Origin of the sequence: Macrococcoides caseolyticum, assembly GCF_002902665.1 — a bacterium.
GTDB lineage: Bacteria > Bacillota > Bacilli > Staphylococcales > Staphylococcaceae > Macrococcoides > Macrococcoides caseolyticum.
This window is the reverse complement of record NZ_PPRM01000095.1, coordinates 1-22,149: the sequence shown is the minus strand read 5'-3', so window position 1 is coordinate 22,149 and position 22,149 is coordinate 1. Positions and strand designations below refer to the sequence as shown.

Annotated in this window: 19 protein-coding genes; 8 read left to right on the top strand and 11 right to left on the bottom strand. The window is 37.7% G+C overall.

The genetic code is table 11. The features are described 5' to 3' along the window. Window positions 1-51 precede the first annotated feature (51 nt). From CD152_RS10425 to ezrA, 4 genes are all read right to left on the bottom strand, one after another. A complete protein-coding gene (locus CD152_RS10425) occupies window positions 52-855 on the bottom strand; it encodes a glycerophosphodiester phosphodiesterase (RefSeq protein ID WP_101035042.1) in 804 nt (267 codons plus the stop codon). A gap of 11 nt (window positions 856-866) precedes the next feature. Next, window positions 867-2,075, bottom strand: coding sequence for a tRNA uracil 4-sulfurtransferase ThiI (thiI, locus tag CD152_RS10420; RefSeq protein ID WP_103214758.1), 1,209 nt, complete (start codon window positions 2,073-2,075; stop codon window positions 867-869). Continuing rightward, a complete protein-coding gene (locus tag CD152_RS10415) occupies window positions 2,065-3,204 on the bottom strand; it encodes a cysteine desulfurase family protein (protein WP_101140200.1) in 1,140 nt (379 codons plus the stop codon). The genes thiI and CD152_RS10415 overlap by 11 nt, the downstream gene beginning before the upstream one ends. Before the next feature lie 77 nt (window positions 3,205-3,281). Then, window positions 3,282-4,982: a septation ring formation regulator EzrA gene (gene ezrA / locus CD152_RS10410; RefSeq protein ID WP_103214757.1), complete on the bottom strand. Its 1,701-nt coding sequence runs from the start codon at window positions 4,980-4,982 to the stop codon at window positions 3,282-3,284. A gap of 141 nt (window positions 4,983-5,123) precedes the next feature. Between ezrA and CD152_RS10405 the strand changes: the two genes are divergently transcribed. The 4 genes from CD152_RS10405 to CD152_RS10390 all read left to right on the top strand — a co-directional run bounded on the left by CD152_RS10405 (window position 5,124) and on the right by CD152_RS10390 (window position 8,576). Beyond that, window positions 5,124-5,591, top strand: a complete 468-nt coding sequence (locus CD152_RS10405) for a GAF domain-containing protein (protein ID WP_099482805.1) — start codon at window positions 5,124-5,126, stop codon at window positions 5,589-5,591. Between the two features lie 214 nt (window positions 5,592-5,805). Further along, the gene (gene rpsD / locus CD152_RS10400; protein ID WP_012657295.1) at window positions 5,806-6,408 is read left to right on the top strand and encodes a 30S ribosomal protein S4; all 603 of its coding nucleotides are present in this window, start codon (window positions 5,806-5,808) and stop codon (window positions 6,406-6,408) included. A 109-nt stretch (window positions 6,409-6,517) separates the two neighbouring features. Beyond that, window positions 6,518-6,964 (top strand): OsmC family protein, encoded by a 447-nt coding sequence (locus tag CD152_RS10395; RefSeq protein ID WP_101140169.1) that lies wholly within the window; start codon window positions 6,518-6,520, stop codon window positions 6,962-6,964. Window positions 6,965-7,265: 301 nt separating this feature from the next. Further along, window positions 7,266-8,576 carry a cation:dicarboxylate symporter family transporter gene (locus CD152_RS10390; RefSeq protein ID WP_101140168.1) on the top strand — a complete coding sequence of 437 codons (1,311 nt, stop codon included), beginning with the start codon at window positions 7,266-7,268 and terminating at the stop codon, window positions 8,574-8,576. Between the two features lie 39 nt (window positions 8,577-8,615). Here the strand turns inward: CD152_RS10390 and hutH are convergent, their stop codons facing one another. After that, window positions 8,616-10,118: a histidine ammonia-lyase gene (hutH, locus tag CD152_RS10385; RefSeq protein ID WP_101140167.1), complete on the bottom strand. Its 1,503-nt coding sequence runs from the start codon at window positions 10,116-10,118 to the stop codon at window positions 8,616-8,618. Window positions 10,119-10,362: 244 nt separating this feature from the next. Between hutH and CD152_RS10380 the strand changes: the two genes are divergently transcribed. Both CD152_RS10380 and CD152_RS10375 read left to right on the top strand, forming a co-directional pair. After that, window positions 10,363-10,569 carry a hypothetical protein gene (locus tag CD152_RS10380; RefSeq protein ID WP_041636081.1) on the top strand — a complete coding sequence of 69 codons (207 nt, stop codon included), beginning with the start codon at window positions 10,363-10,365 and terminating at the stop codon, window positions 10,567-10,569. A gap of 80 nt (window positions 10,570-10,649) precedes the next feature. Beyond that, entirely contained in the window at window positions 10,650-10,862 is a 213-nt protein-coding gene (locus CD152_RS10375) for a hypothetical protein (RefSeq protein ID WP_041636082.1), read from the top strand. A gap of 47 nt (window positions 10,863-10,909) precedes the next feature. On the opposite strand, the gene CD152_RS10370 is transcribed toward CD152_RS10375, so the two are convergent. Further along, window positions 10,910-11,506 carry a lysophospholipid acyltransferase family protein gene (locus tag CD152_RS10370; RefSeq protein WP_103214756.1) on the bottom strand — a complete coding sequence of 199 codons (597 nt, stop codon included), beginning with the start codon at window positions 11,504-11,506 and terminating at the stop codon, window positions 10,910-10,912. A 126-nt stretch (window positions 11,507-11,632) separates the two neighbouring features. Here CD152_RS10370 and CD152_RS10365 point away from each other — a divergent pair, with 126 nt between their 5' ends. Continuing rightward, window positions 11,633-12,826, top strand: coding sequence for a S1C family serine protease (locus tag CD152_RS10365; protein ID WP_101140165.1), 1,194 nt, complete (start codon window positions 11,633-11,635; stop codon window positions 12,824-12,826). Window positions 12,827-12,897: 71 nt separating this feature from the next. Here the strand turns inward: CD152_RS10365 and CD152_RS12195 are convergent, their stop codons facing one another. From CD152_RS12195 to tyrS, 3 genes are all read right to left on the bottom strand, one after another. Continuing rightward, complete coding sequence (locus CD152_RS12195; protein WP_101140164.1) at window positions 12,898-13,749, bottom strand: TPM domain-containing protein; 852 nt, start codon at window positions 13,747-13,749, stop codon at window positions 12,898-12,900. Then, the gene (locus CD152_RS10355) at window positions 13,749-14,333 is read right to left on the bottom strand and encodes a LemA family protein (protein WP_012657310.1); all 585 of its coding nucleotides are present in this window, start codon (window positions 14,331-14,333) and stop codon (window positions 13,749-13,751) included. The genes CD152_RS12195 and CD152_RS10355 overlap by 1 nt, the downstream gene beginning before the upstream one ends. 70 nt (window positions 14,334-14,403) lie before the next feature. Next, the gene (gene tyrS, locus CD152_RS10350) at window positions 14,404-15,657 is read right to left on the bottom strand and encodes a tyrosine--tRNA ligase (RefSeq protein ID WP_086038964.1); all 1,254 of its coding nucleotides are present in this window, start codon (window positions 15,655-15,657) and stop codon (window positions 14,404-14,406) included. A 334-nt stretch (window positions 15,658-15,991) separates the two neighbouring features. Here tyrS and CD152_RS10345 point away from each other — a divergent pair, with 334 nt between their 5' ends. Next, window positions 15,992-18,340, top strand: a complete 2,349-nt coding sequence (locus CD152_RS10345; RefSeq protein WP_101041959.1) for a transglycosylase domain-containing protein — start codon at window positions 15,992-15,994, stop codon at window positions 18,338-18,340. An 84-nt stretch (window positions 18,341-18,424) separates the two neighbouring features. Here CD152_RS10345 and CD152_RS10340 read toward each other — a convergent pair whose 3' ends face one another. After that, complete coding sequence (locus CD152_RS10340) at window positions 18,425-20,092, bottom strand: formate--tetrahydrofolate ligase (protein ID WP_086038966.1); 1,668 nt, start codon at window positions 20,090-20,092, stop codon at window positions 18,425-18,427. Between the two features lie 181 nt (window positions 20,093-20,273). Further along, window positions 20,274-21,986, bottom strand: coding sequence for an acetate--CoA ligase (acsA, locus tag CD152_RS10335; RefSeq protein ID WP_103214755.1), 1,713 nt, complete (start codon window positions 21,984-21,986; stop codon window positions 20,274-20,276). Window positions 21,987-22,149 lie beyond the last annotated feature (163 nt).

The window sequence follows — 22,149 nt, the reverse complement described above, 5'->3', positions numbered from 1 at the left end:
TTACCCTCCCTATCAGTTGGTGTTATATGATTTGAAGTGTCCTATAATTAGTTATTCAAATATCTCTCCGTTATCCATTCTAAACTGCTTACGAAGCACATCCGGAAAATTTGTAAAGGCTCCATCAATACCCGCATTAATCAGGCGCTCCATATCAGCTTCTTTATTAAGCGTATATGGCAAGACCAAATACCCAAAGTTATGCATTCTGCTGATTAATGTTTCATCTAAGTCCGCAATGCTTGGTCCAACGGCATACACAAATGTATGAATCTGCTTTAAATCCTCATCTGACATTTCACGCAGCACACCTTTTTTAGCAAGCAGCAATAGTGGCATATCAGGAACAAGTTGATTCACTTTTATCAAACTTTCCAAACTAAATGACTGTATAACCGTCTGACGATTTTTTAGACGCGTGTCACTGATCAAACCGTATTCATCAAGCATATCGATTAAAAGTGATTCCATCCCTGGATAGATATCCGGAGATTTTGTTTCTATATAATAATTCGCATCTTTATAGCGTTCAAATATATCTTTAAGTGTCGGTACAAGCTGTTCAGCATAATAGTCTTCCTTTAATTCCGGAAACTTTTCATTGAACCATTTCCCGATTGTCAGCTGTTTAATTTCTTGAAGGGTCATCTCTTTAATGATACCTGGCGTCAGCGCAGTGCGTTCAATCGATTCATCATGCATGACAATAATTTCATTATCCAATGTCATATGAATATCGAGCTCAATATAGTCTGCATGCATTTCATAATGACTTTTATCGTATGCTGCAAAAGTATGTTCAGGTGCATAACCACTTGCACCTCGATGTGCGATAACGACATTTTTATCAAGCATAAGAACGCCTCCTATAACAGCTCGTCGAATTCTTGTTTCGTATCTGTATGCTTAGAAATTGTTAATGTCTCAATATTTGCGACTGCCTCTTCAATCATCGCATCAAAATCAGTGCCCGCTTCGAAGCTCTCAACCTTATCAAGTCGAGGATTAGTCTTCGGATTTTTAGGTGTGAAGATTGTACAGCAGTCTTCAAACGGTTGGATTGATGTGTCGAATGTTCCAATTTCCTTTGCTTTAATAATAATCTCATCTTTGTCCAATGTCAGTAACGGACGTAATATTGGTAAATTTGTAACTGCATTTATCGCATAAATGCTTCCAAGTGTCTGACTCGCAACTTGTCCTAAATTTTCTCCGTTGACAAGTGCTTTAGCATCAATTTGACGAGCAAATTTATCTGCAATCTTAAGCATCATTCGACGTGTCGACGTCATTGTTAAGTTTTCAGGCACTTTCTTATGAATCATCTTCTGGATGTCTGTAAACGGAACAAGATGCAGTTTAATCTCTCCAGTAGTTTCTGCCATAATCCTTGTGAGATCAATGACCTTCTGTTTCGCTTCTTCACTTGTAAACGGTGGTGAATGGAAATGAATCGCTTCAATCGTAACCCCGCGCTTCATCACTTCAATTCCAGCGACAGGTGAATCAATACCACCTGATAACATCAAGAGCGTCTTTCCTCCCGTTCCAACCGGTAGGCCTCCAGCACCTTTAATCACACGAGAATATAAATACGCTGCATCACTTCTGATTTCAACGAGCAATTTATAGTCTGGGTTTTTAACGTCTACTGTTAAATGTTCGATATTAGATAAAATTTCTCCCCCGAGTTCTTGCTGTAATGCAAAAGTATCATAAGGGAATCCTTTATCTGAGCGTTTCGCATCCACCTTAAATGTAACACCCGGTGCGTCAATATCACGAGCAAGCTTCACTGCACTCGATTTTATCTGATCAATATTTTTCTCTACTTTCACTACCGGACTCACTGAATGTACACCGAAAACTTTACTAATTCGTTTCATAATCTCTTCCACGTCAGCATCTTCAGTGATTTCCACATACATCCTATCTCTATTTGCATTTACCTTATAGCCTGTCAAAGGAATTAAAGCATATTTAATATTGGACTTAAGCTGATTTATAAATGTATTACGATTACCCGATTTTAATGTTAATTCACCATATCTGACTAATATATGATCATACTGCATCTTTGATTAACTCCTTCATTTCACGATAGATTTGTTGTAGTACTGTGATAAATCGATTGATATCACTTTGTGTTGTATATTTATCAAATGATACTCTGACACTACCTGCTATGACAGTTTCAGGTACATGGAGCGCATTCAGTGCTTCATTGAACTTTGCTCGCTTTGACGAACAGGCACTCGTCGTCGAAATGCAGATATCTTCTTTCGAAAAGGCATTCACGATGACCTCCCCTTTTACGCCAGGAAAGCCGATATTTACTATATGTGGTGCCCCCTCTTCAAGTGAATTCACATATAGTCCCGGAAGTTGCTGCACTGCATGTTCTAGCTGTTCTTTAAAGCGCTGCGTGCGTGCGTATAGTTCTGTCCTCTCACTTTCTGCAATACGTACCGCACGACTTAAAGCAACGTCATTCGCAACATTCACTGTTCCGCTTCTAAATCCATACTCCTGACCCCCACCAAATACTGTATGTGTGATGGTCTTCAGTTGATTGAAGACAAGTAAGCCCTGGCCTTTCAGACCATTGAACTTATGCCCACTAAGTACAAAGCTATCCATCGCATCAACTGGAAGTTCGAGCTTCCCAAAAGATTGTACACAATCAACATGAAAATGTACTTTCGGATAATTCTTTAATACTTCTTTGATAGATGTGATCGGTAATATTGCACCCATGACATTATTCACATGCATTAAACAGACTAAAGTCACATCCCTGTTTAATAGAGATTTAAAGTGTTCTAAATCTAATCGACCGTCTTTAAACTGTACATACTTAACTGTGAATCCCTCATCTTCTAGAGCACGTACTGTTTCTAGTACTGAAGGATGCTCTAGATGTGAAGTAATAATCGTCTGTCCGAACGGCTTCTTACTCCTTGCCATACCCGTAATAAGTAGGTTGTTCGATTCAGTGGCGCCACTCGTAAAAATAATAGATTGATTCTTAAGCTTCAATATATCTCTAATCTGACTTCTCGCCTGTTCTAATAATTTATTTGTTTCAAGTCCTTTATGATGTGGACTTGATGGATTAAAATAATACTTTTCATTTACCGTATGAAATGTCTTCAACACTTCTGGATCTGGCTTTGTTGTTGCACAATTATCTAAATAGATCATTCTTTCACCTCAATAAGCAAAACCCGGCAAACTTCACATTGAAGTTGGCTCGGGTTTATCATTCGTTCCATTATACTCTATCTGCGCTTTGTATGAAGAATATTCTGCTCAAGACGCTCAGTCACTCCTGGTTCTACACGTTCAATCGCCGCCTCAGCAACTTCTACTGCGCGTTTATATCTATTGTTACTAAACAAGCGTTCTGCTTCGATTAAATCTTTATCAACGTCTGAAGAATCTTTGCGATAACGGTTTCCATATTGTATTAGTTTTTCTGCATAAAGCGCATGCTCCAGCACTTCCATCGCTTCTGACTCAAATGTATTCATGGTTGTCAGTACTTTATTCACTTTATCTCTTACTTGCGTTACATTCATTGGACGCTTATTAAAAAGTTGATGCACTTCACGCATCTCAACATCAATTTCATTTTTCATAATAATAAAGCGTTCAGGTACACTTGATAGATTTGAAGCAAGCAGTTTTCTATACACTTCTTCTTTCTTGCTTTGAATATGCAATACATTATGCTGCGCTTCCTGCTCATCTTCACGTAAATTCATCAAGTAGTTCTGTATCTTCTCTTGTTTTTCATTGATTACTTTAACATGGGATTCAATATACTTTAGATTATCCTCTACCTCTGTATAACGAATGCTTGATTTCGCAGTTTCCATCAATATTTCATCGTACACTGTTATCAAACTTTGAATCTCATTATCGTAGCCACGCACATTTTGCACCGCTTCTTCATCAATATAATAGGTATCTTTAACATATTCTATCTCTGTACGAAGCATATAGTTCGTATCTTTAGCATGAAACAGATGATCTATTATCTCTTCTTTTGTTAATTCTACATTGTTCTTCGCTTTCACTTCAAGTTCAACGAGCTCGACCATGTCATCAATAGCATCGTTAATCTCATTAATGATTTCTTCTGCTTTGTCAAGTTCCAGTCTTGCAATCAGGGGTTCAACGAGATTCAGCTTCCCTTTCAACGTCTGAAGCGTACTGTCTACTTTAACATGCTCAATGTTATAACCTTCAATCTTAAGGTCTCTGCACCCGAACTTAATATCCTGAAATTGTGCAGGTAGTTCTTTTTGCACATCACGGATCAGTTCTGGAATTTCTTCCATATCTTCTTTCAGTAGGGACATTTCTTCATGCAACCTATTAATATGCATATGTGCATCGTCGTAATTCCCCTCATCAATAAGCGTCTGATACACATTAATCTGAGGTTCGTACTTCTCAATCTGTGCTTCAAGCGGCTCAGCTGATTCCCCATACTGATGACGGTTAGCAAGAACGTCGCGCTTTGATTCTCTATAAATGATCTTACACGCATCATACTTGCGCTTATCATCGTCAGTCTTATTCATAAACGCTTTAATCTCTTCTACAGACTGTCCGTACTTTTTCTCTATGTGATCAAGCAAACGTTCCGCTTCTTGAACCTTAGTTTCACTTTCTTTAAATTTAAATTTATCAAGTGCTTCATCCGCATCATTTATAATAAGTTCACAAGCCTTAATATCTTCATTTAATACAGTCTGCCACTCTTTCTTCCACTTCTCAAAGTGCAGCGCAGCCTGACCTTTTAAGTTTAATGATTTTATTTTTACCAGTTCATCTTGAAACGGTAGATTTTTCACTTCATTCTTTCTTGCTTCAATGCTTTCGATATGCGTGCGCCTTTGATTTCTCATATAAAACAGGACACCGACAGCAATCAATATCACTACAATGATTCCAACTATGATATATATCATTACGTAAATTCATTCCCTCCAAAGTACTACTCATCATTATAACGTAAAATGTACTTTTCAAAAACAATTTCTTGTTAATTCTTTATCAAATCAGTTAAACTATTTTTATTCATAAAAATTGATAACTACGGAGGGAATAATATGTTCGATCAAACACCGATTAAAGATTATACGATGCTCGCACAAATGCTGGACGGACTACTCACTGATGAACAGGATAATATCAGCAATCTTGCCAATGCAAGCGCACTTCTCAATACATTTCTACAGGAAGTAAACTGGGTTGGGTTCTATTTGATGAAAGACGGCCAATTACAGTTAGGACCTTTTCAGGGATTACCAGCATGTGTTCAAATTCCGGTTGGGAAAGGTGTATGCGGGAGTGCAGTCAGCGCGCGCAAGACGATGGTTGTCTCTGATGTTCATCAGTTCCCAGGTCATATCGCATGCGATGCAAATTCTCAATCTGAAATCGTAGTACCTATTATAAAGGATGGCGAAATATTCGGTGTTCTCGATATCGATGCCCCAATCAAATCTCGATTTACAGAAGAAGATCAAGCAGGTATTGAACAATTCGTAAAGATTCTTGAAAAACATCTATATTAATATTGACTTCTTACACTAAAGTCACTATAATCAAATCTATGTGAATAAACGAAGATAGCAGATAAATATTAATACGCGCTATAGTATCCCCTATGTTGGCGTGTTGTGTAACTGAAGCTATAAGGCGAAGGCACGGAATGATACTATATCGTATTAGGCATTTATCATATTTTTGTTTTTTACATAAAAAACAAAAAAGAGGAGGAGTCACATTATGGCTCGTTTTACAGGTTCAACTTGGAAAAAATCTCGTCGTTTAGGAATTTCTTTAAGCGGCACTGGTAAAGAATTAGAAAGACGCCCTTACGCACCAGGACAACACGGTCCTAACCAACGTAAAAAATTATCTGAGTATGGTTTACAATTACAAGAGAAACAAAAATTACGTTACATGTACGGAATCAATGAACGTCAATTCCGCACTATCTTTGACCGTGCTGGTAAAATGAAAGGTATCCACGGTGCTAACTTCATGGCACTTTTAGCATCACGTTTAGATGCAGTAGTATACCAATTAGGTTTAGCACGTACACGTCGTCAAGCACGTCAATTAGTTAACCACGGTCACATCATGGTAGATGGCGCTCGCGTAGACATCCCATCATACCAATTAAAACCTGGTCAAGTAATTTCAGTTCGTGAAAAATCACAAAAATTAAACATCATCGCTGAATCAGTTGAGTTATCGAACCACGTTCCTGAATACTTAACATTCGACGCTGATAAATTAGAAGGTACATTCGTACGCGTTCCAGAACGTAGCGAATTATCTGCTGAAATTAACGAACAATTAATCGTTGAGTACTACTCACGTTAATAAGTGCTTTGAAAGACTATCGTCTTTCTACTATTCCGAACACTTCAGAAACAATGATTCTGAAGTGTTCGTTTTTTTGTTTTATGTGGATATAGAAGGAGAGTGTAAAATGAAACATACATTTAACTGTAAAGCTAAATTTGCAGGTGGCTATCACGGTGTCGGTACGATAGAAAACAGAAACCTTAAGTCTAAAATATCAATACCGAAAGAAATGGATGGACCTGATATCGGTACCAATCCAGATGAGATGCTTTTATCTTCTGCAGTTACATGCTTTACCATAACATTAAGTTCTATGTTTGAACGTAATAATATTCCAGTAGAAATAGATTATGTGGATGCTAGCGCGACGATTAATAACGAAAAACAAGTATTAACGTATGAAAGTATTACTTACAAAGTCTATTTGATCAGCACAGCACAAATAGACGAGAAAAAAATTGTAAGATATGTTAATAAATCTGAAGAAAGTTGTATGATTACACGTGCTCTAAAAGGTAATGTTGAAGTTTCAATTGAAAATATTTATTTAAATAATAATATATTAATATAGTAATTTGCTCATAAAACTATTTCGGTACCCGGAATAGTTTTTTATAGCATCTAATCAAAGATAAACTATATTAAACAAACAATACATTTTGTGATAGCGTTTACATCTTTTTTAAAAAACGTTATTAAATGTATATTTAATATACTTTCAGAGAATATTCTTAAAGTTCACTGAGTGCACAATTACGTCATTATTAAAACATAATGACTACTTAAATTTTCTGACAATTAGTAAATAATTAAATTGACAGACTTATCAATAACAAATAAAATACATTAGTACGAAAGAAAAGAGGGATGATATGAGTTCAGTTACAGAAATTAAAAAACCAAAAAAGAAAAAGTTTATAAGTTTACCGATGCAAATTTTAATTGCATTAATATTAGGCGTTGTAGTCGGCGCTCTACTTAATGGTCAGAAAGAATACGTTAACTACTTTCAGCCATTAGGTGATATCTTCTTACATCTTATTAAAATGATTGTTGTACCGATCGTATTCTGTTCACTTGTAATTTCCATTGCCGGTACAGGTGACATGAAAACTGTCGGCCGTTACGGCTGGAAAACGTTACTGTACTTTGAAATTATTACGACATTAGCAATTGGTCTAGGGATTATATTTGCAAATATCTTTAAACCAGGTGCCGGTATCAATAAAGATCTATTACCTAAAGGTGATGTAACAAAGTATACGACAAATGCAGAAGCTGCTGCAGAGTCCACATATGGTAATCATATGATTGATACAATCGTTAATATTATTCCGACGAACATTATTGATTCTATGGCACAGGGTCAATTATTACCGGTTATCTTCTTCTCGGTATTCTTCGGTCTTGGTTTAGCTGCAATTGGTAAAAAAGGTGATCCAGTACGTGCTTTCTTTGATGGCTTCTTAGATGTTATCTTCTGGATGACGAATCAAATCATGAAATATGCACCAATTGGTGTATTTGCATTTATGGCAGTAACAATCATCAATTTAGGGTTAGGTGCATTAATTCCACTTGGAAAGCTAGCACTTGTTGTTGCAGGGTCAATGGTATTTTTCATTATCGTCGTGCTCGGTGCTGTTGCAGCAATGTGTAAGATCAATATCTTCCACCTATTGCGCATATTAAAGGACGAGTTACTGCTTGCATTCTCAACGTCAAGTTCAGAGACTGTATTGCCTGTCATCATGGACAAGATGGAGAAATTTGGTGCACCGAAAGAAATCGTGTCTTTTGTTATACCGACAGGTTATACATTCAACCTTGATGGTTCAGCATTGTATCAATCTATTGCAGCACTTACAATCGCTCAAATGTATGGTGTTCATTTATCAGTGACCGAACAACTTGTATTATTATTAACATTGATGCTGACATCTAAAGGTATGGCTGCTGTACCAGGTACATCAATCGTCGTTCTGATTACGACTTTAACAGCAATGAATATTCACCCTGAAGGACTAGCATTGATTATTGGTATTGACCGTATCTTAGATATGATGCGTACAGTTGTCAACGTAGTCGGCAACTCTTTATCAACACTAGTCATTGCAAGATGGGAAAACCGTCTTGATTATGAAAAAAGTCGTAAGTATTACGAAACATATGTAAATAAATAAAAATTTAATGTTATAAAAATAGTTCAAGGCACTCTTGAACTATTTTTTATATGCTGATTGTTTCAAGTAATCGGACACGACTTTGATATCTTTATGAAACTGTCTATCTTCTGTTATCGATGGGACAAACTCTCGATATTCTTCGTATTTCTTCTTCGTTTTCGGTGATAGCTTGTCTACACCCTTTAATTCTACTGCCTGCAGTGCAATCACACATTCTATGGCAAGTACATTCCTGACATTCTCTACAATCTGATACCCATGGCGCGAAGCAATCGTACCCATTGACACATGATCCTCCTGATTGGCAGATGAAGGAATAGAATCTACACTTGCAGGATGCGCCAATGTCTTATTTTCAGAAACTAGACTTGCAGCAGCATATTGCATAATCATCGCACCACTCTGGAGACCTGGATGTGGACTTAAAAATGCAGGAAGATCGCCATTTAACTGTGGGTTAACAAGCCTTTCTATACGACGTTCTGAGACATTTGAGAGCTCACTTACACCTATCTTCAAGAAATCTAGTGCAAATGCAACGGGCTGACCATGGAAGTTTCCTCCTGAAATAACAAGCGTTTCATCACCTTTATCAAAGATGAGCGGATTATCATTCGCAGCATTCATTTCACATTCCAGCTTTTCTTTAGCATAGTTCAGTACTTGAAAACTCGCACCATGGATTTGAGGAATACATCTTAATGAATAAGCATCTTGAACTCTTAATTCGCCTTGACGCGTTGTTAATGATGAGCCTTCCAGCCAGTCTAGCATTCTATTTGCAACGCTTAACTGCTCTTTTGAATTTCTAACAATATGTACGTGCGCATCATATGCATCGACGATGCCATTCAGTGCCTGGTGCGTGAGCGCAGCAATCCATTCAGCATCATACGCTAATTGTTCCGCTTCAATATAATTAATCACACCTTGACTTGTCATTGCTTGTGTACCGTTGATCAGTGCAAGCCCTTCTTTCGCCTGTAACGTATGCGGTGCACGATTCAGTGACTGTAACACTTTACTACTTTCTTGTCTCACCCCTTTATAGATTACTTCCCCTTCTCCAACTAATGCTAACGCTAAATGTGATAAAGGCGCTAAGTCTCCTGAAGCTCCTAAAGAACCCTGCGCTGGTATAACCGGGAAAATACGTTGATTGATGAAAAAGACAAGCTGTTCAACAAGTGCAGTGCTTACTCCAGAATGTCCTTTTAACATCGTATTTAATCTTAAGATCATCATTACAAGCGCTACGTCATCATTAAACGGTTCCCCTATGCCACATGCATGTGATCGTATTAAATTGAGCTGCAGATCCTCGTATTTATCCTGATCAATAAGTACATCACTAAATAATCCGAACCCCGTCGTAATACCATAGATTGTCTCTTGATCGGCAATAATATCATCAACAATTTTTCTGCTTTGTTTAACGCGTGATAATGCTTCTTCACAAATTTCGACATTCTGATCTTGAGCAATTAAAATCTTAATCGATTCAATTGTTAAATCTTGCCCATTTAAAACTAAGTTCATTACATCATCCCCTTTTGTTATAATTTTCTAATAATTCTAACAAATGAATTATATCGAATACGTATTAGGAGTACAATAGATTTTGTGAAAGTTATGATTAAGTATCAAGCTACCAGTTTAATGTATTATCTCTTTAAATAAATAAAGTAGGCACGTCAATTATATATTCGAATACTCTTAAACATCTTTATTTATATGCGAAAATATTATATAATAAGTTAATACAAACAATGAGGGTGATTTTATGCAAATATTGCCACAACTTTTTAAAGGTAAATTAACTGCATATCAGATTTCTACGGCAACAGACATCGATATTGCAACGATCGAATCCCTTTTTGAAGATGAAGCAGCTGTTTCATCACTGGATGAAGCCACATATCTTACATTAAAACAATTAGAAGATGAACTTTTCAATAACGACCATAGAACAGGAGAAACAACTGCATAGGTTGTTTCTTTTTTGTTTGATTATTTTGTTTAAAGGGTATGTTCTTAATACAGATATAAAATAGGAAGAAGGTGTGAATTATGGGAGTTATATTGCTTAAAGCTTCTTATCCTGACACATCTCAAGAACATACAGAATATAAAATAATCCAGAATGAGTGTGAGAAGGTTCGTTATATCAATCAAGCCAGAAATGAATTCTATAAGCGCATGCATCGATCAGATGATGAACAGGTGATCAAGCTAGAATTTATCTATCCAGATGATATTGAAACTTATTATTATAAAGCTTAGCTTGTAACACAAAAGCGGAATGATCTGTAGATCATTCCGCTTTTGTGTTATTTCATTGTTACTATAATTGATTTTGTGCTTTTTTCAAGTTGCTGAGTAATCTTTTCTATTGCTTCAGTTTTATTATACTGGGATAAATATGTAGTACTATCAATGGGTGCTCCAAACTTAATCCAGCATTTTTGTCTCTTAAATATTACATCACGAAATTTAAGTGGTCCTGTGTAAGCCGCAGGAACAATCGTACTTTTTGATAGTACAGCAATCGTCGCAGCTCCCTTTTTCATCGGTGCTGCATTATTGCGTTGTCCACTCGGGAAGATACCAACAATCTTACCTTCTTTTATCAGCTTAACAGGTATCTTTAACGTAGATGGTCCTGGGTTTTCTCTATTCACAGGAAATGCATTAACAGATCTAAAAAATCGATTTAATAGTGGTGCCTTAAACAGTTCCTGCTTCGCCATATAATGAATTTCTAACGGATATAGACTCATTGCGAGCATTATAATCTCCACCATACTTTCATGGTTACATGTCACGATAAATGCTTCATCTTCAGGAAGATGATGTTTGTCTGAAACCTTTAACTTGTTTAATATTTTAACAAAGAAGAAGATGATTCGAGAAATGAATTGATACATATGGCACTCCTTTTATATAGAATATTTATATTTTATCATAACCTAATATATTTTGAAGAGTGCATTTGCTTGAACTCTGATTTTAATGGGATTATACTTTTTGTATCACAATAAATGGAGGTAGCTATGGAACAAAATAATGAATATTATAACGAAGACTCTCATTTACAAACACAACACCCAAAGAAACAAAATGCCGGCTTCTTAAAGATGGTGCTTGCTGGTGTCGTTGGATCTGTACTCACGCTTGGTGTGACCGAACTACCAGAATATTTCTCACATGGTGAAACAGAAACAATTTCTCCTGTTACAGTTGATAATACGACAACTTCCAAATCGACTTCAAATCTCTCTCAAATGCTGGAACAAGTTTCTCCTGCAATTGTCGGTGTTATCAATATGCAGCAGGCACCTAGCAGTATCTATGATATCTTATCAGGTAACCGTTCTACTAATATTACACCTGCAGGAACAGGTTCAGGCGTGATCTACCAAGTTGATGGTAATAATATATATATTGTTACAAACAACCACGTCGTTGAAGGCGCTAAAGAATTGAAGGTTAAATTATCTAACGGGAAAACGATAGATGCTGAACTAATGGGTACAGACGCTTTGACCGATATCGCTGTACTCAAAGTACAAGGTCAGCTAAATATTAAACCCGTGGCCTTTGCCGACTCTTCTAAGATTCGAATTGGAGAACCTGTCTATGCGATCGGTAATCCGTTAGGTCTTGAACTTGCTGGTACTGTAACAGAAGGAATCGTGAGTTCAAAGGAACGCACAATGAAAGTAGAAACTTCAGCCGGTAATGCAAGCGTGAAAGTTATTCAGACGGATGCTGCAATTAATCCCGGGAATTCTGGTGGTGCTTTAATCAATACAAGCGGACAATTGATTGGTATCAACAGTATGAAGATATCTGCTAATCAAGTGGAAGGAATCGGCTTTGCCATTCCATCGAATGACACTAAGACGATTATCGAACAGCTTGTTAAGAACGGGAAAGTTGAACGTCCATATATGGGTCTTGGACTCGTAGGAATTAGCGATGTTCCTGCTGATTATTTGAAAGAACTTAAAATAACACAAACTAAAGGTGTAGTGGTAGCACAAACTGACAGTGTTTCTCGTACGAAGTTCAATAAAGGCGATGTCATCACTGCTATCAATGGACATAAGGTCGAAAGTGACAGCGACGTCAGAAATTATATTTATACACATCATAAAGCAGGCGATAATGTGAAATTTACTGTTTACAGAGAAGACAAAAAAACAGAAGTTACAATGACTTTAAGAAGTACCAATAACAAATAAAAAAATCCGGAAATGTACTGTCCCCTAAAGTTCGATTTATTAGGATTCATGTCATTTCCGAATTTTTTTATTTAGAAGCTACGACCAGCGCCACCGCCGTCAAAACCGCCACCGCCAAATCCTCCACCTGAGAAACCGCCACCAGAGAAACCTCCAGATGAAAAGCCTCCACCAGTCGGAAAGAAGATGACGGGACCTTTGGATCGACCACCTCGACCGCCGCCGCCACGTCCTCCACCACCGAAGAACATCGAAAGAATTAAATACAAGAAGAATAGTGCGATGATGATTTCAAACACACTGATATTGCCAACGCTATCATCTTGTGTAGCAATGGGTGTATCTCGTGTATATTTTTCACCATCAAAGCCATAACTCTTACTGATTTCATCAAATATCGCATTATAAAGTTTAATCATCGCCTGGGCATAATAGTGTCGAGACGTTTCACTTTTGGCATCTGGGTCTGCCTGCATCGCTTTTTGAATGTCAGGCATCGCATATGTATCAATCATACGTCCAACTTTAGCATCGTTCAGCACACCTTGAAGACCGGGGCCTACCATCACTTCTATACCACGATTGTTATTTTCATTATTATTGTCGAGATTCAGCAGAATAACGATACCATTATCTTTATCCTTATCTCCTACACCATATTCACGACCTGCGCGTAGTGCATAATCTTCTTTAACTTCCTGTCCGATACTTGGCATTGTCATCAGCAAGATTTCAGCAGTTGTACCACTGTGAAGCGTCTCACCTTTTTGGTTTAATGCATCTTTTTCCTGCTGCTTAAAAATACCGATATGATCCTGCACGAACCTCGGCTGCTCAAGTTTCGGTAATGGTTCAGCTGCACTAACCGGAAGTGCTGTAAGAAAGATTATAAGACTCGCGAAAAATATCGTGAATCTCTTCATTACTCAGAATCCTTATCAGAATTAAAATCTACATTTGGTGCATCTTTTGCAGCACTATCAGCTTTAAAGAACTCTTTCTTTTCAAATCCAAATAATCCAGCAACGATACTACCAGGGAAACGTTTAACGACTTTGTTGTATTCTGTGACAACATCATTATAGTCATTACGAGCGACTGCGATACGATTTTCAGTACCTGCAAGTTCATCACGAAGCCCAGTGAACTGCGTATCTGCTTTAAGTTCTGGATAGTTCTCCTGAATTGCGATTAATCGACTTAAAGCTGAGCTTACTTGTTCATTCGCTTCTGCTTTTTCTTCCATTGTATTTGCACCTGCTAATTTCGCACGTGCATCAGACACATCTTTGAATACTTTTTCTTCATGTTTAGCGTACCCTTTAACTGTTTCAACTAGATTAGGAATTAAATCAAGACGACGTTGTAACTGTGTATCAATCTTCGCCTGTGATTTTTCAACTTCTGTATCTAGATCAACAAGTTTATTATAGGGACCAATCAACATGCTACCGATTACTAATAATAATACGATAAGACCTATCACCGGCACTAATAACTTTTTCATTACATTTCTCCTTTACCTTAAATTACTTAATTTTACCCTAAATACATGGACTGTAAACATAGTCAGTGTATTAGTGAATAATCATAAAGTATTTCTTTTTGCCACGTCTAATAATCGTAAACTCACCCTCAATCTTGTCAGTCGCTACGATTTCATACGCAACATCCTGAACCTTCTCTCCGTTAATCGATATCGCACCGTTTGTAATATCTTCTCTTGCCTGACGTTTACTTGGAGAGATGCCCGCTTCTATTAGTAATTCAACGAGATTTGTTGTTGTAACTTTTGCCTGTGGCACATCTTTAAAGCTTGTGCGTAACTGATCCGCTGTTAAAGCCTTTAAATCCCCTTTGAATAAAGCGTTTGTAATATTAACTGCTTCTTCTAATGCAGATTCATCATGGACATATTTCGTTACCTCTTCGGCTAATCGTTTTTGTGCAAGACGCAAGTGCGGTTCGTTTTCAACGGATGCTTCTAAAGCATCTATCTCTTCTTTACTTAAGAAGGTAAAGTATTTTAAAAACTTGATAACATCGCTATCTGGTGTATTGATCCAGAACTGGTAGAACTCATAAGGTGTCGTCTTCGTGCGATCTAACCAGACTGCTCCTCCTTCAGATTTACCAAATTTCTTGCCGTCAGATTTTACAACTAAAGGAACTGTCATACCATAAGCTTCAACTTCGCCATACATACGGCGCATGAGTTCCATCCCACTTGTGATATTACCCCACTGGTCACTGCCACCGATCTGGAGCTTAACGTTCAATGTTTTATTTAAATGTCCAAAGTCAATGGCCTGCAGAATTGTATAAGTAAATTCTGTGAAAGAAATCCCAGTTTCAAGACGAGATGCGATACTATCTTTATTTAATAAATAGTTTACACCGACATGCTTTCCGTAATCTCTTAAGAACGTCAACAGATCAATTTCACCAAGCCAGTCTTTATTGTCTACACGAATTGCACCATTTTCAGTACCGAAATCAAATAACTGCTCCATCTGTTTGCTGATACCGTCGACATTATGCTGAACTTGCGCTAATGTCTGCAGTGTACGCTCATCTGTTCTCCCAGATGGATCGCCAATCATTCCTGTAGCGCCACCAATGAGAACGACAGGGCGATGTCCATGTGCCTGGAATCGTTTTAAAGTCATGAAAGGAAGGAGATGGCCGATATGCAGGCTATCTGCAGTCGGGTCCGTTCCACAGTATACGCTTACCGATTCTTTATTCAGCAAAGCTTCCATTTCTTCAGGATTCGTCTCCTGATAGATTAAACCTCTCCATCTTAAATCTTCTAATAATGCACTTGTCATATTAATTTCCTCCTCTTAATTAAAATAAAAAAGCACCCCTACAAATGTAAGGGTGCTTGAATGCACGGTACCACCAAACTTATGATTACTCATCACTTTATTAATGAAAACGCTCATTATGACGTAGACTCCACATATCAGGTGTATTCATCAAAGAACATGCTTAGTTTTCACCACCCACTAAGTCTCTAAATTCAAGTTCAATCATTACTTGTCCCGAAAAGTCTTTATATTTAGTTTCAAATCAATTATGATACTAGTGTATAAAATTGGATGAGTGAAGTCAAGAACCTGAAATTATGATATACTAAAAAAATATTCAGGAGGAAAAAATATGGCAAACAAAACTTCATACAAAGATAAATTTAAGCGTCAGCTTATAGGCTATAAGGAAGGATTTAAAAACATTAAATTTACCCCCTACGTTATCTTTAATGGCCTTTATGAAACTGTTTCAAAAACACTACTCTTTCTAATCACAGCAGGCATTTTATTCGCTACGCTCATGCTTGGGATCGGTAGTGGCTATTTCCTGGCACTAGTAAAAGATGAACCGGTAAAGTCTAACAGTGAACTGAAGAAATCACTTTATGAGATGACACAAAGTACAACTGTATATTTCGGTTCAGGAGAAACGCTTGGTAATTTAAACGCTGATACACAGCGACAAGTTATTAAGCTTAAGGATATGAGTCCTCATGTGAAAGATGCATTGATCGCTACTGAAGATGAAAGTTTCTATCGCCATAGAGGTATCGTACCGAAAGCTTTTATACGAGCAACTGCTCAAGAATTTCTTAACACTGGTGCGACGAGTGGAGGCAGTACTTTAACACAGCAGCTTATCAAGAATCAGCTGTTAACAAATGAAACTTCCTTCCAAAGAAAAGCAAAAGAAATGATGCTTTCGTTCAAAGTAGAAAAAGCACTGACGAAAGATGAAATTATCGAAGCTTATTTAAATGTCGTCAGTTTTGGTCGAAACACGAATGGCCAGAACATTGCTGGAATCGAAGCGGCTGCTCAAGGGATTTTCGGAGTTAAAGCAAATGAGCTTAACATCGCTCAAGCTGCATATATCGCAGGCCTTCCACAAAACCCTTATACATATACACCATTTTTGCAGGACGGCTCAGTCAAGTCCAAAGATGATCTCGCATATGGACTGACAAGACAGCAATATGTTCTGTCACGTATGTATCAGGAAAATAAAATCAGTAAAGCAGAGTATGATAAAGCAAAATCATTTAACATCGTTAAGTCATTTACGAAAGATGTAGAGACGCCAAACGAAAAGTATCCTTTCCTGACCCAAGAAGTAGAAGATGAAGCTGTAGATATTCTGAAATATCACTTTGCTTCAAAAGATAATGTTTCAAAGACAGAACTTGATGAAACACCCGTTCTTCAAGAAAAGTATACAAATATCGCAGAACGTGCTGTACGTAACGATGGGTATATCGTCGAAACTACAATTAACAAACCAATTTTCGATGCCATGAATGCAGTTAAAGATAATCCGAACTATTATTCCTACGACCGACAAGTAGAGGTTGGCGGAAAGACAAAGTCATTGAGCCAAGAAGTCGGTGTCCTTTTAAAAGAAAATAAAACGGGTAAAATTATCGCGTTTGTTGGCGGCCGAGATCACGATAAGTCACAAAACAACCATGCAATGAAAACGAAGCGTTCTCCAGGATCTACAATCAAACCATTATTAACCTATGCTCCTGCAATGGAGTATGGGATTACGGCGCCAGAAACGATGCTGCTCGATAAAAAGTTTAATTACAATGGTTATGAACCGGAAAACTATGCGCGTATGGAATATGGGAATGTGACAACACGTTATGCGTTAGAGAACTCTTTAAACTTAAGTACTTTAAGACTATATTCTAGTATTCAGGATAAGAAGCCTTGGGAATTATTAAACAAGATGGACTTTAACATTCCAGAATCTGAACAGGAAAACTTATCATTAGCACTCGGTGCGACAGATATCACGCTTAAAAATGATGTCGATGGTTTCTCAACTTTAGCCAATGGAGGAAACTATCAAGAAAGCTATATGATCGAACGTATTAAAGCTAAAGATGGCAAAGTCATCTATCAGCATGAAGCAAAACCAGAGCGAATTTATAGTGCATCTACCGCTTATATGACGACTGATATGTTACGTGGTGTTCTCGATACTGGTAGTGCTTATTCATTGAAAGGTACCTTCCTATATAATCAGGACTGGGCCGGTAAAACAGGTACGACTCAAGATGCAAAAGACAGTTTGTTTGTTGCTTATAACCCTAAAGTAACAATGGGTATCTGGATGGGCTATGATGTTCCAACTACATTTGATGAAGAAAATCACTACCAGCTCAAGTTATGGCGTGACATCGTCAACCAGATTTCATCAATCGATCAATCCCAGATGGGTGTCGGTGAACGATTTAACCAGCCAAAGAGCGTAACAAAACAAAACATCTGTCAATTTACGAATAATACATCCGGCTGTGTGTCTGGTGAATCTACAAAAGAAAGTCTGGTATCTGACAAAACTGATTTAACTCAGAAAACACTAGATACTCCTGACGTATTGAATAGACTTGGTATTAAACTAGACCCTGCAACAAAGAGTAAGATCTTTACGAAATCGAAACAAAATACGCAAAAGAAAAAAAGAAACTAAAAAGAACCGGTCAGTATAGAAACGCATTGCTTTCTATACTGATCGGTTCTTCTTATTATTTATCATCACTTGAGTAATATTCTATTAGAATAAACCTACTGCATTACCCTCTTTATCTACATCCATACGCAGTGCTGCCGGTTCTTTCGGGAGTCCAGGCATTGTCATAATATCCCCTGTTAATGCCACGATAAATCCTGCACCTGTTTTAGGAATTAACTCACGGATTGTAATTTCAAACCCAGATGGACGACCAAGCTTCTTAGGATCATCAGAGAATGAGTATTGGGTCTTCGCCATACATACTGGATACTCATTCCAGCCATTATCAGTGATTGTTTTTAATTGTTTCTTCGCTTTATCAGTGAACACTACATCGTCTGCACCGTAGATTTTTTGAACGATTGTACGAATCTTCTCTTCAACTGGTAACGATAGGTCATATAATGGTTTAAAGCTTTGTGGTTGTTCCAGCACTTCTAATACTAAGTTCGCCAAATCTTTACCACCTTCACCACCATGTTCCCATACTTCAGTTAATGCTAATTTCACACCATGTTCTTTTGCCCAGTTAATAACAAATTCACGTTCAGCATCTGTATCCGTAACGAAATTATTTAAAGCGATAACTGGTTCAACACCAAATTGATTTAAGTTTTCGATATGTTTCTCTAGGTTCTGAATACCGGATTTTAATGCTTCTACATTTTCAGCACTAAGTTCAGTCTTCGCTACGCCTCCATGCATCTTAAGTGCGCGAATTGTCGCTACGACTACGATTGCATCTGGTTGTATACCTGCTTTACGCGCTTTAATATCCATGAACTTCTCAGCACCTAAATCTGAACCAAATCCTGATTCAGTAACAACGATATCTGCTAATTTACGCGCAGTCTTCGTTGCGATGATGGAGTTACATCCGTGAGCAATATTAGCGAACGGTCCACCATGAATAAGCGCAGGTGTACCTTCGATTGTCTGTACTAAGTTTGGTTTTAATGCATCTTTAAGGATTAATGCTAAGGCACCTTCTACTCCTAATTCTTTAACAGTAACTGGTTTGCGGTCATAAGTATAACCGATTGTCATTTTTCCTAGGTTTTCTTTTAGATCTTCAATATTGTTTGAAAGACAGAATACAGCCATGATTTCACTTGCTACCGTGATATCGAAACCATCTTCACGGGGTACTCCTTTGAAAGGACCACCAAGACCAACAACCACCTGACGCAATGCACGGTCATTCATATCGATGACACGCTTCCACTCGACTCGACGTGGATCGATATTTAATTTATTTCCTTGATAAATATGGTTATCGATAAATGCCGCTAATGCATTATTCGCTGTTGTGATGGCATGTAAATCTCCATTAAAATGCAGATTAATCTCTTCCATCGGCAAGACTTGTGCATGTCCCCCACCAGTCGCTCCGCCTTTCATACCAAATACTGGACCTAAACTCGGTTCACGCAAAGCTACCATAACGTTCTTACCTAACGCTTTAAATGCATCTGAAATACCTACAGTGACTGTTGATTTACCTTCACCAGCCGGTGTTGGGCTCATCGCAGTCACAAGTACTACTTTACCTTGCTTATCTGTAGTCACTTTAGAAGTGTCAATCTTTGCTTTATAATGGCCGTATGGCTCAACCGCATCATCAGGAATACCTGCAGCTTCAGCGATTTCAGCAATCGGTTTGATCGTTGCCTGATTAGCAATTTCTAAATCTGATAAATATTTCGTCATTTTAACATTCTCCTAATCATTTAAAGTGTCTTTACACCCTAATAATAAGATAACGCTTTCATATTGTCGAATGTTTTCTATTACAAATGCTTAAAAAATATAATAAAATACTGCACTCGTTCTATGTCTATCTTGCCACACTAAAAAAAGGTCAGAACATCACCATTCTGACCTTTCAATATTAATCTTCCATCGTACTTAAATCACCCGTCGGTAAATCTAGTTCCCACGCTTTAAGTACACGTCTCATAATCTTACCTGAACGTGTCTTCGGCAACTTATCTTTAAACTCGATTTCTCTAGGTGCGGCATGTGCTGCAAGCCCATCTTTAACAAACATGCGAATTTCTTCTTTCAGTTCATCTGTTGCTTCATAACCTTCACGCAGTGCAATAAATGCTTTAATAATTTCCCCACGAACCGGATCCGGCTTTCCGATAACACCCGCCTCTTGTATCGCTGGGTGCTCCACAAGCTTAGATTCTACTTCAAATGGACCGACACGTTCTCCTGCTGTCATAATAACATCATCCACACGTCCCTGGAACCAGAAGTAACCTTCTTCATCCATATATGCAGAATCACCCGAAATATACCAGTCTCCTGGTAAGAAATATGATTTATACTTCGCTTCATTATTCCATATTTCTTTCATCATAGATGGCCACCCTGATTTCATCGCTAAGTTCCCCATACGGTTTGGCGGGAGCTCGTTACCTTCATTATCAACAATTGCTGCAATAACACCAGGTAACGGTTTCCCCATCGATCCGGACTTAATATCCATGGCAGGATAGTTTACAATCATATGGCCTCCTGTTTCTGTCATCCACCACGTATCATGGATACGCAGTTTAAACACGTTGTGTCCCCATTTAATCACTTCCGGATTCAGTGGTTCACCGACAGATAATATATGACGTAAACTCGAAAGATCATATTTGTTAATCACTTCATCCCCTGCACCCATTAACATACGGAATGCTGTCGGTGCTGAATACCACACTGTCACTTTAAATTGCTGTATCGTCTTGTACCATCCTTCTGACGAGAATCTTCCTCCTGCAATTACATTCGTCACACCGTTTAACCATGGTGCAAATATACCGTAGCTCGTCCCTGTAACCCAGCCTGGATCTGCTGTACACCAGTAGATGTCATCTTCTTTAAGATCTAATACATAATATCCTGAAATATAGTGCTGAATCATTGCATTTTGAACATGAAGCACTCCTTTTGGCTGTCCAGTTGAACCAGACGTATAATGAAGAATTAAACCATCATCAAGGTTCAGCCATTCAATTTCAAATTCCTCTGATGCAGACTCAAATCTTTTATTGAAATCGATATATCCTTCTTCTACATCTTCATCTACTACAACAATATGTTTTAAATGTGGTAATTCATCTTTAGGTATACGTCCGAGCAAACTTTTCGTTGTAATGATGACACTTGCTTCACTATTCTCTAAGCGATCACGTACGGCCTTCTCCATGAATGCTTCGAATAAAGGACCTACGATAGCACCAATTTTAAGGACACCTAAAAAAGCAAAGTAAAGTTCAGGAGAGCGTGGCATAAAGATAAATACACGGTCTCCTTTTTTGACATCCGCTTCCTGAACGAGTACATTCGCAGCCTTATTTGAATTGCGCTGCATCTCTTCAAAGGTATATGATTCCCCGCGATTTGCATCTTTGTAGTATAATGCGACTTTGTCCCCTTTGCCATTATCTACATGTTTATCAATGCATTCATAAGCCATATTAACTTTTCCTGTATTATGCCATGAGAAGTTCTTCTCAACTTCCTTCCAGTCAAAGTTGTTATACACTTCCTCGTAGTTAGATAGATTATGATTACCTTGCACTGCCTCAAAAATTTCTGTCTTCATTTTAAAATCCCCCTGTGTAATCGTTTTCATTATTGCCTTTATATTATATAATAAAGTTGACTGATTTTTCAAAACGTCGATTGTAAAATTAAGCTAGACAACTAAAAAAGCCTTCTGTGCTAAACTCAATATGTATTTCCGACCAAAGAAAACATAAGGAGTT

What these genes read in the sequence shown, in the direction of transcription:
- CD152_RS10375 (WP_041636082.1), top strand. Translation starts at nt 10,650, where the DNA reads ATGGGAGTTATATTGCTTAAAGCTTCTTATCCTGACACATCTCAAGAA.
- CD152_RS12195 (WP_101140164.1), bottom strand. Translation starts at nt 13,749, where the DNA reads ATGAAGAGATTCACGATATTTTTCGCGAGTCTTATAATCTTTCTTACA.
- CD152_RS10405 (WP_099482805.1), top strand. Translation starts at nt 5,124, where the DNA reads ATGTTCGATCAAACACCGATTAAAGATTATACGATGCTCGCACAAATG.
- CD152_RS10415 (WP_101140200.1), bottom strand. Translation starts at nt 3,204, where the DNA reads ATGATCTATTTAGATAATTGTGCAACAACAAAGCCAGATCCAGAAGTG.
- thiI (WP_103214758.1), bottom strand. Translation starts at nt 2,075, where the DNA reads ATGCAGTATGATCATATATTAGTCAGATATGGTGAATTAACATTAAAA.
- tyrS (WP_086038964.1), bottom strand. Translation starts at nt 15,657, where the DNA reads ATGACAAGTGCATTATTAGAAGATTTAAGATGGAGAGGTTTAATCTAT.
- CD152_RS10425 (WP_101035042.1), bottom strand. Translation starts at nt 855, where the DNA reads ATGCTTGATAAAAATGTCGTTATCGCACATCGAGGTGCAAGTGGTTAT.
- CD152_RS10355 (WP_012657310.1), bottom strand. Translation starts at nt 14,333, where the DNA reads ATGAAAAAGTTATTAGTGCCGGTGATAGGTCTTATCGTATTATTATTA.
- ezrA (WP_103214757.1), bottom strand. Translation starts at nt 4,982, where the DNA reads ATGATATATATCATAGTTGGAATCATTGTAGTGATATTGATTGCTGTC.
- rpsD (WP_012657295.1), top strand. Translation starts at nt 5,806, where the DNA reads ATGGCTCGTTTTACAGGTTCAACTTGGAAAAAATCTCGTCGTTTAGGA.
- CD152_RS10365 (WP_101140165.1), top strand. Translation starts at nt 11,633, where the DNA reads ATGGAACAAAATAATGAATATTATAACGAAGACTCTCATTTACAAACA.
- CD152_RS10395 (WP_101140169.1), top strand. Translation starts at nt 6,518, where the DNA reads ATGAAACATACATTTAACTGTAAAGCTAAATTTGCAGGTGGCTATCAC.
- CD152_RS10380 (WP_041636081.1), top strand. Translation starts at nt 10,363, where the DNA reads ATGCAAATATTGCCACAACTTTTTAAAGGTAAATTAACTGCATATCAG.
- acsA (WP_103214755.1), bottom strand. Translation starts at nt 21,986, where the DNA reads ATGAAGACAGAAATTTTTGAGGCAGTGCAAGGTAATCATAATCTATCT.
- CD152_RS10345 (WP_101041959.1), top strand. Translation starts at nt 15,992, where the DNA reads ATGGCAAACAAAACTTCATACAAAGATAAATTTAAGCGTCAGCTTATA.
- CD152_RS10340 (WP_086038966.1), bottom strand. Translation starts at nt 20,092, where the DNA reads ATGACGAAATATTTATCAGATTTAGAAATTGCTAATCAGGCAACGATC.
- CD152_RS10370 (WP_103214756.1), bottom strand. Translation starts at nt 11,506, where the DNA reads ATGTATCAATTCATTTCTCGAATCATCTTCTTCTTTGTTAAAATATTA.
- CD152_RS10390 (WP_101140168.1), top strand. Translation starts at nt 7,266, where the DNA reads ATGAGTTCAGTTACAGAAATTAAAAAACCAAAAAAGAAAAAGTTTATA.
- hutH (WP_101140167.1), bottom strand. Translation starts at nt 10,118, where the DNA reads ATGAACTTAGTTTTAAATGGGCAAGATTTAACAATTGAATCGATTAAG.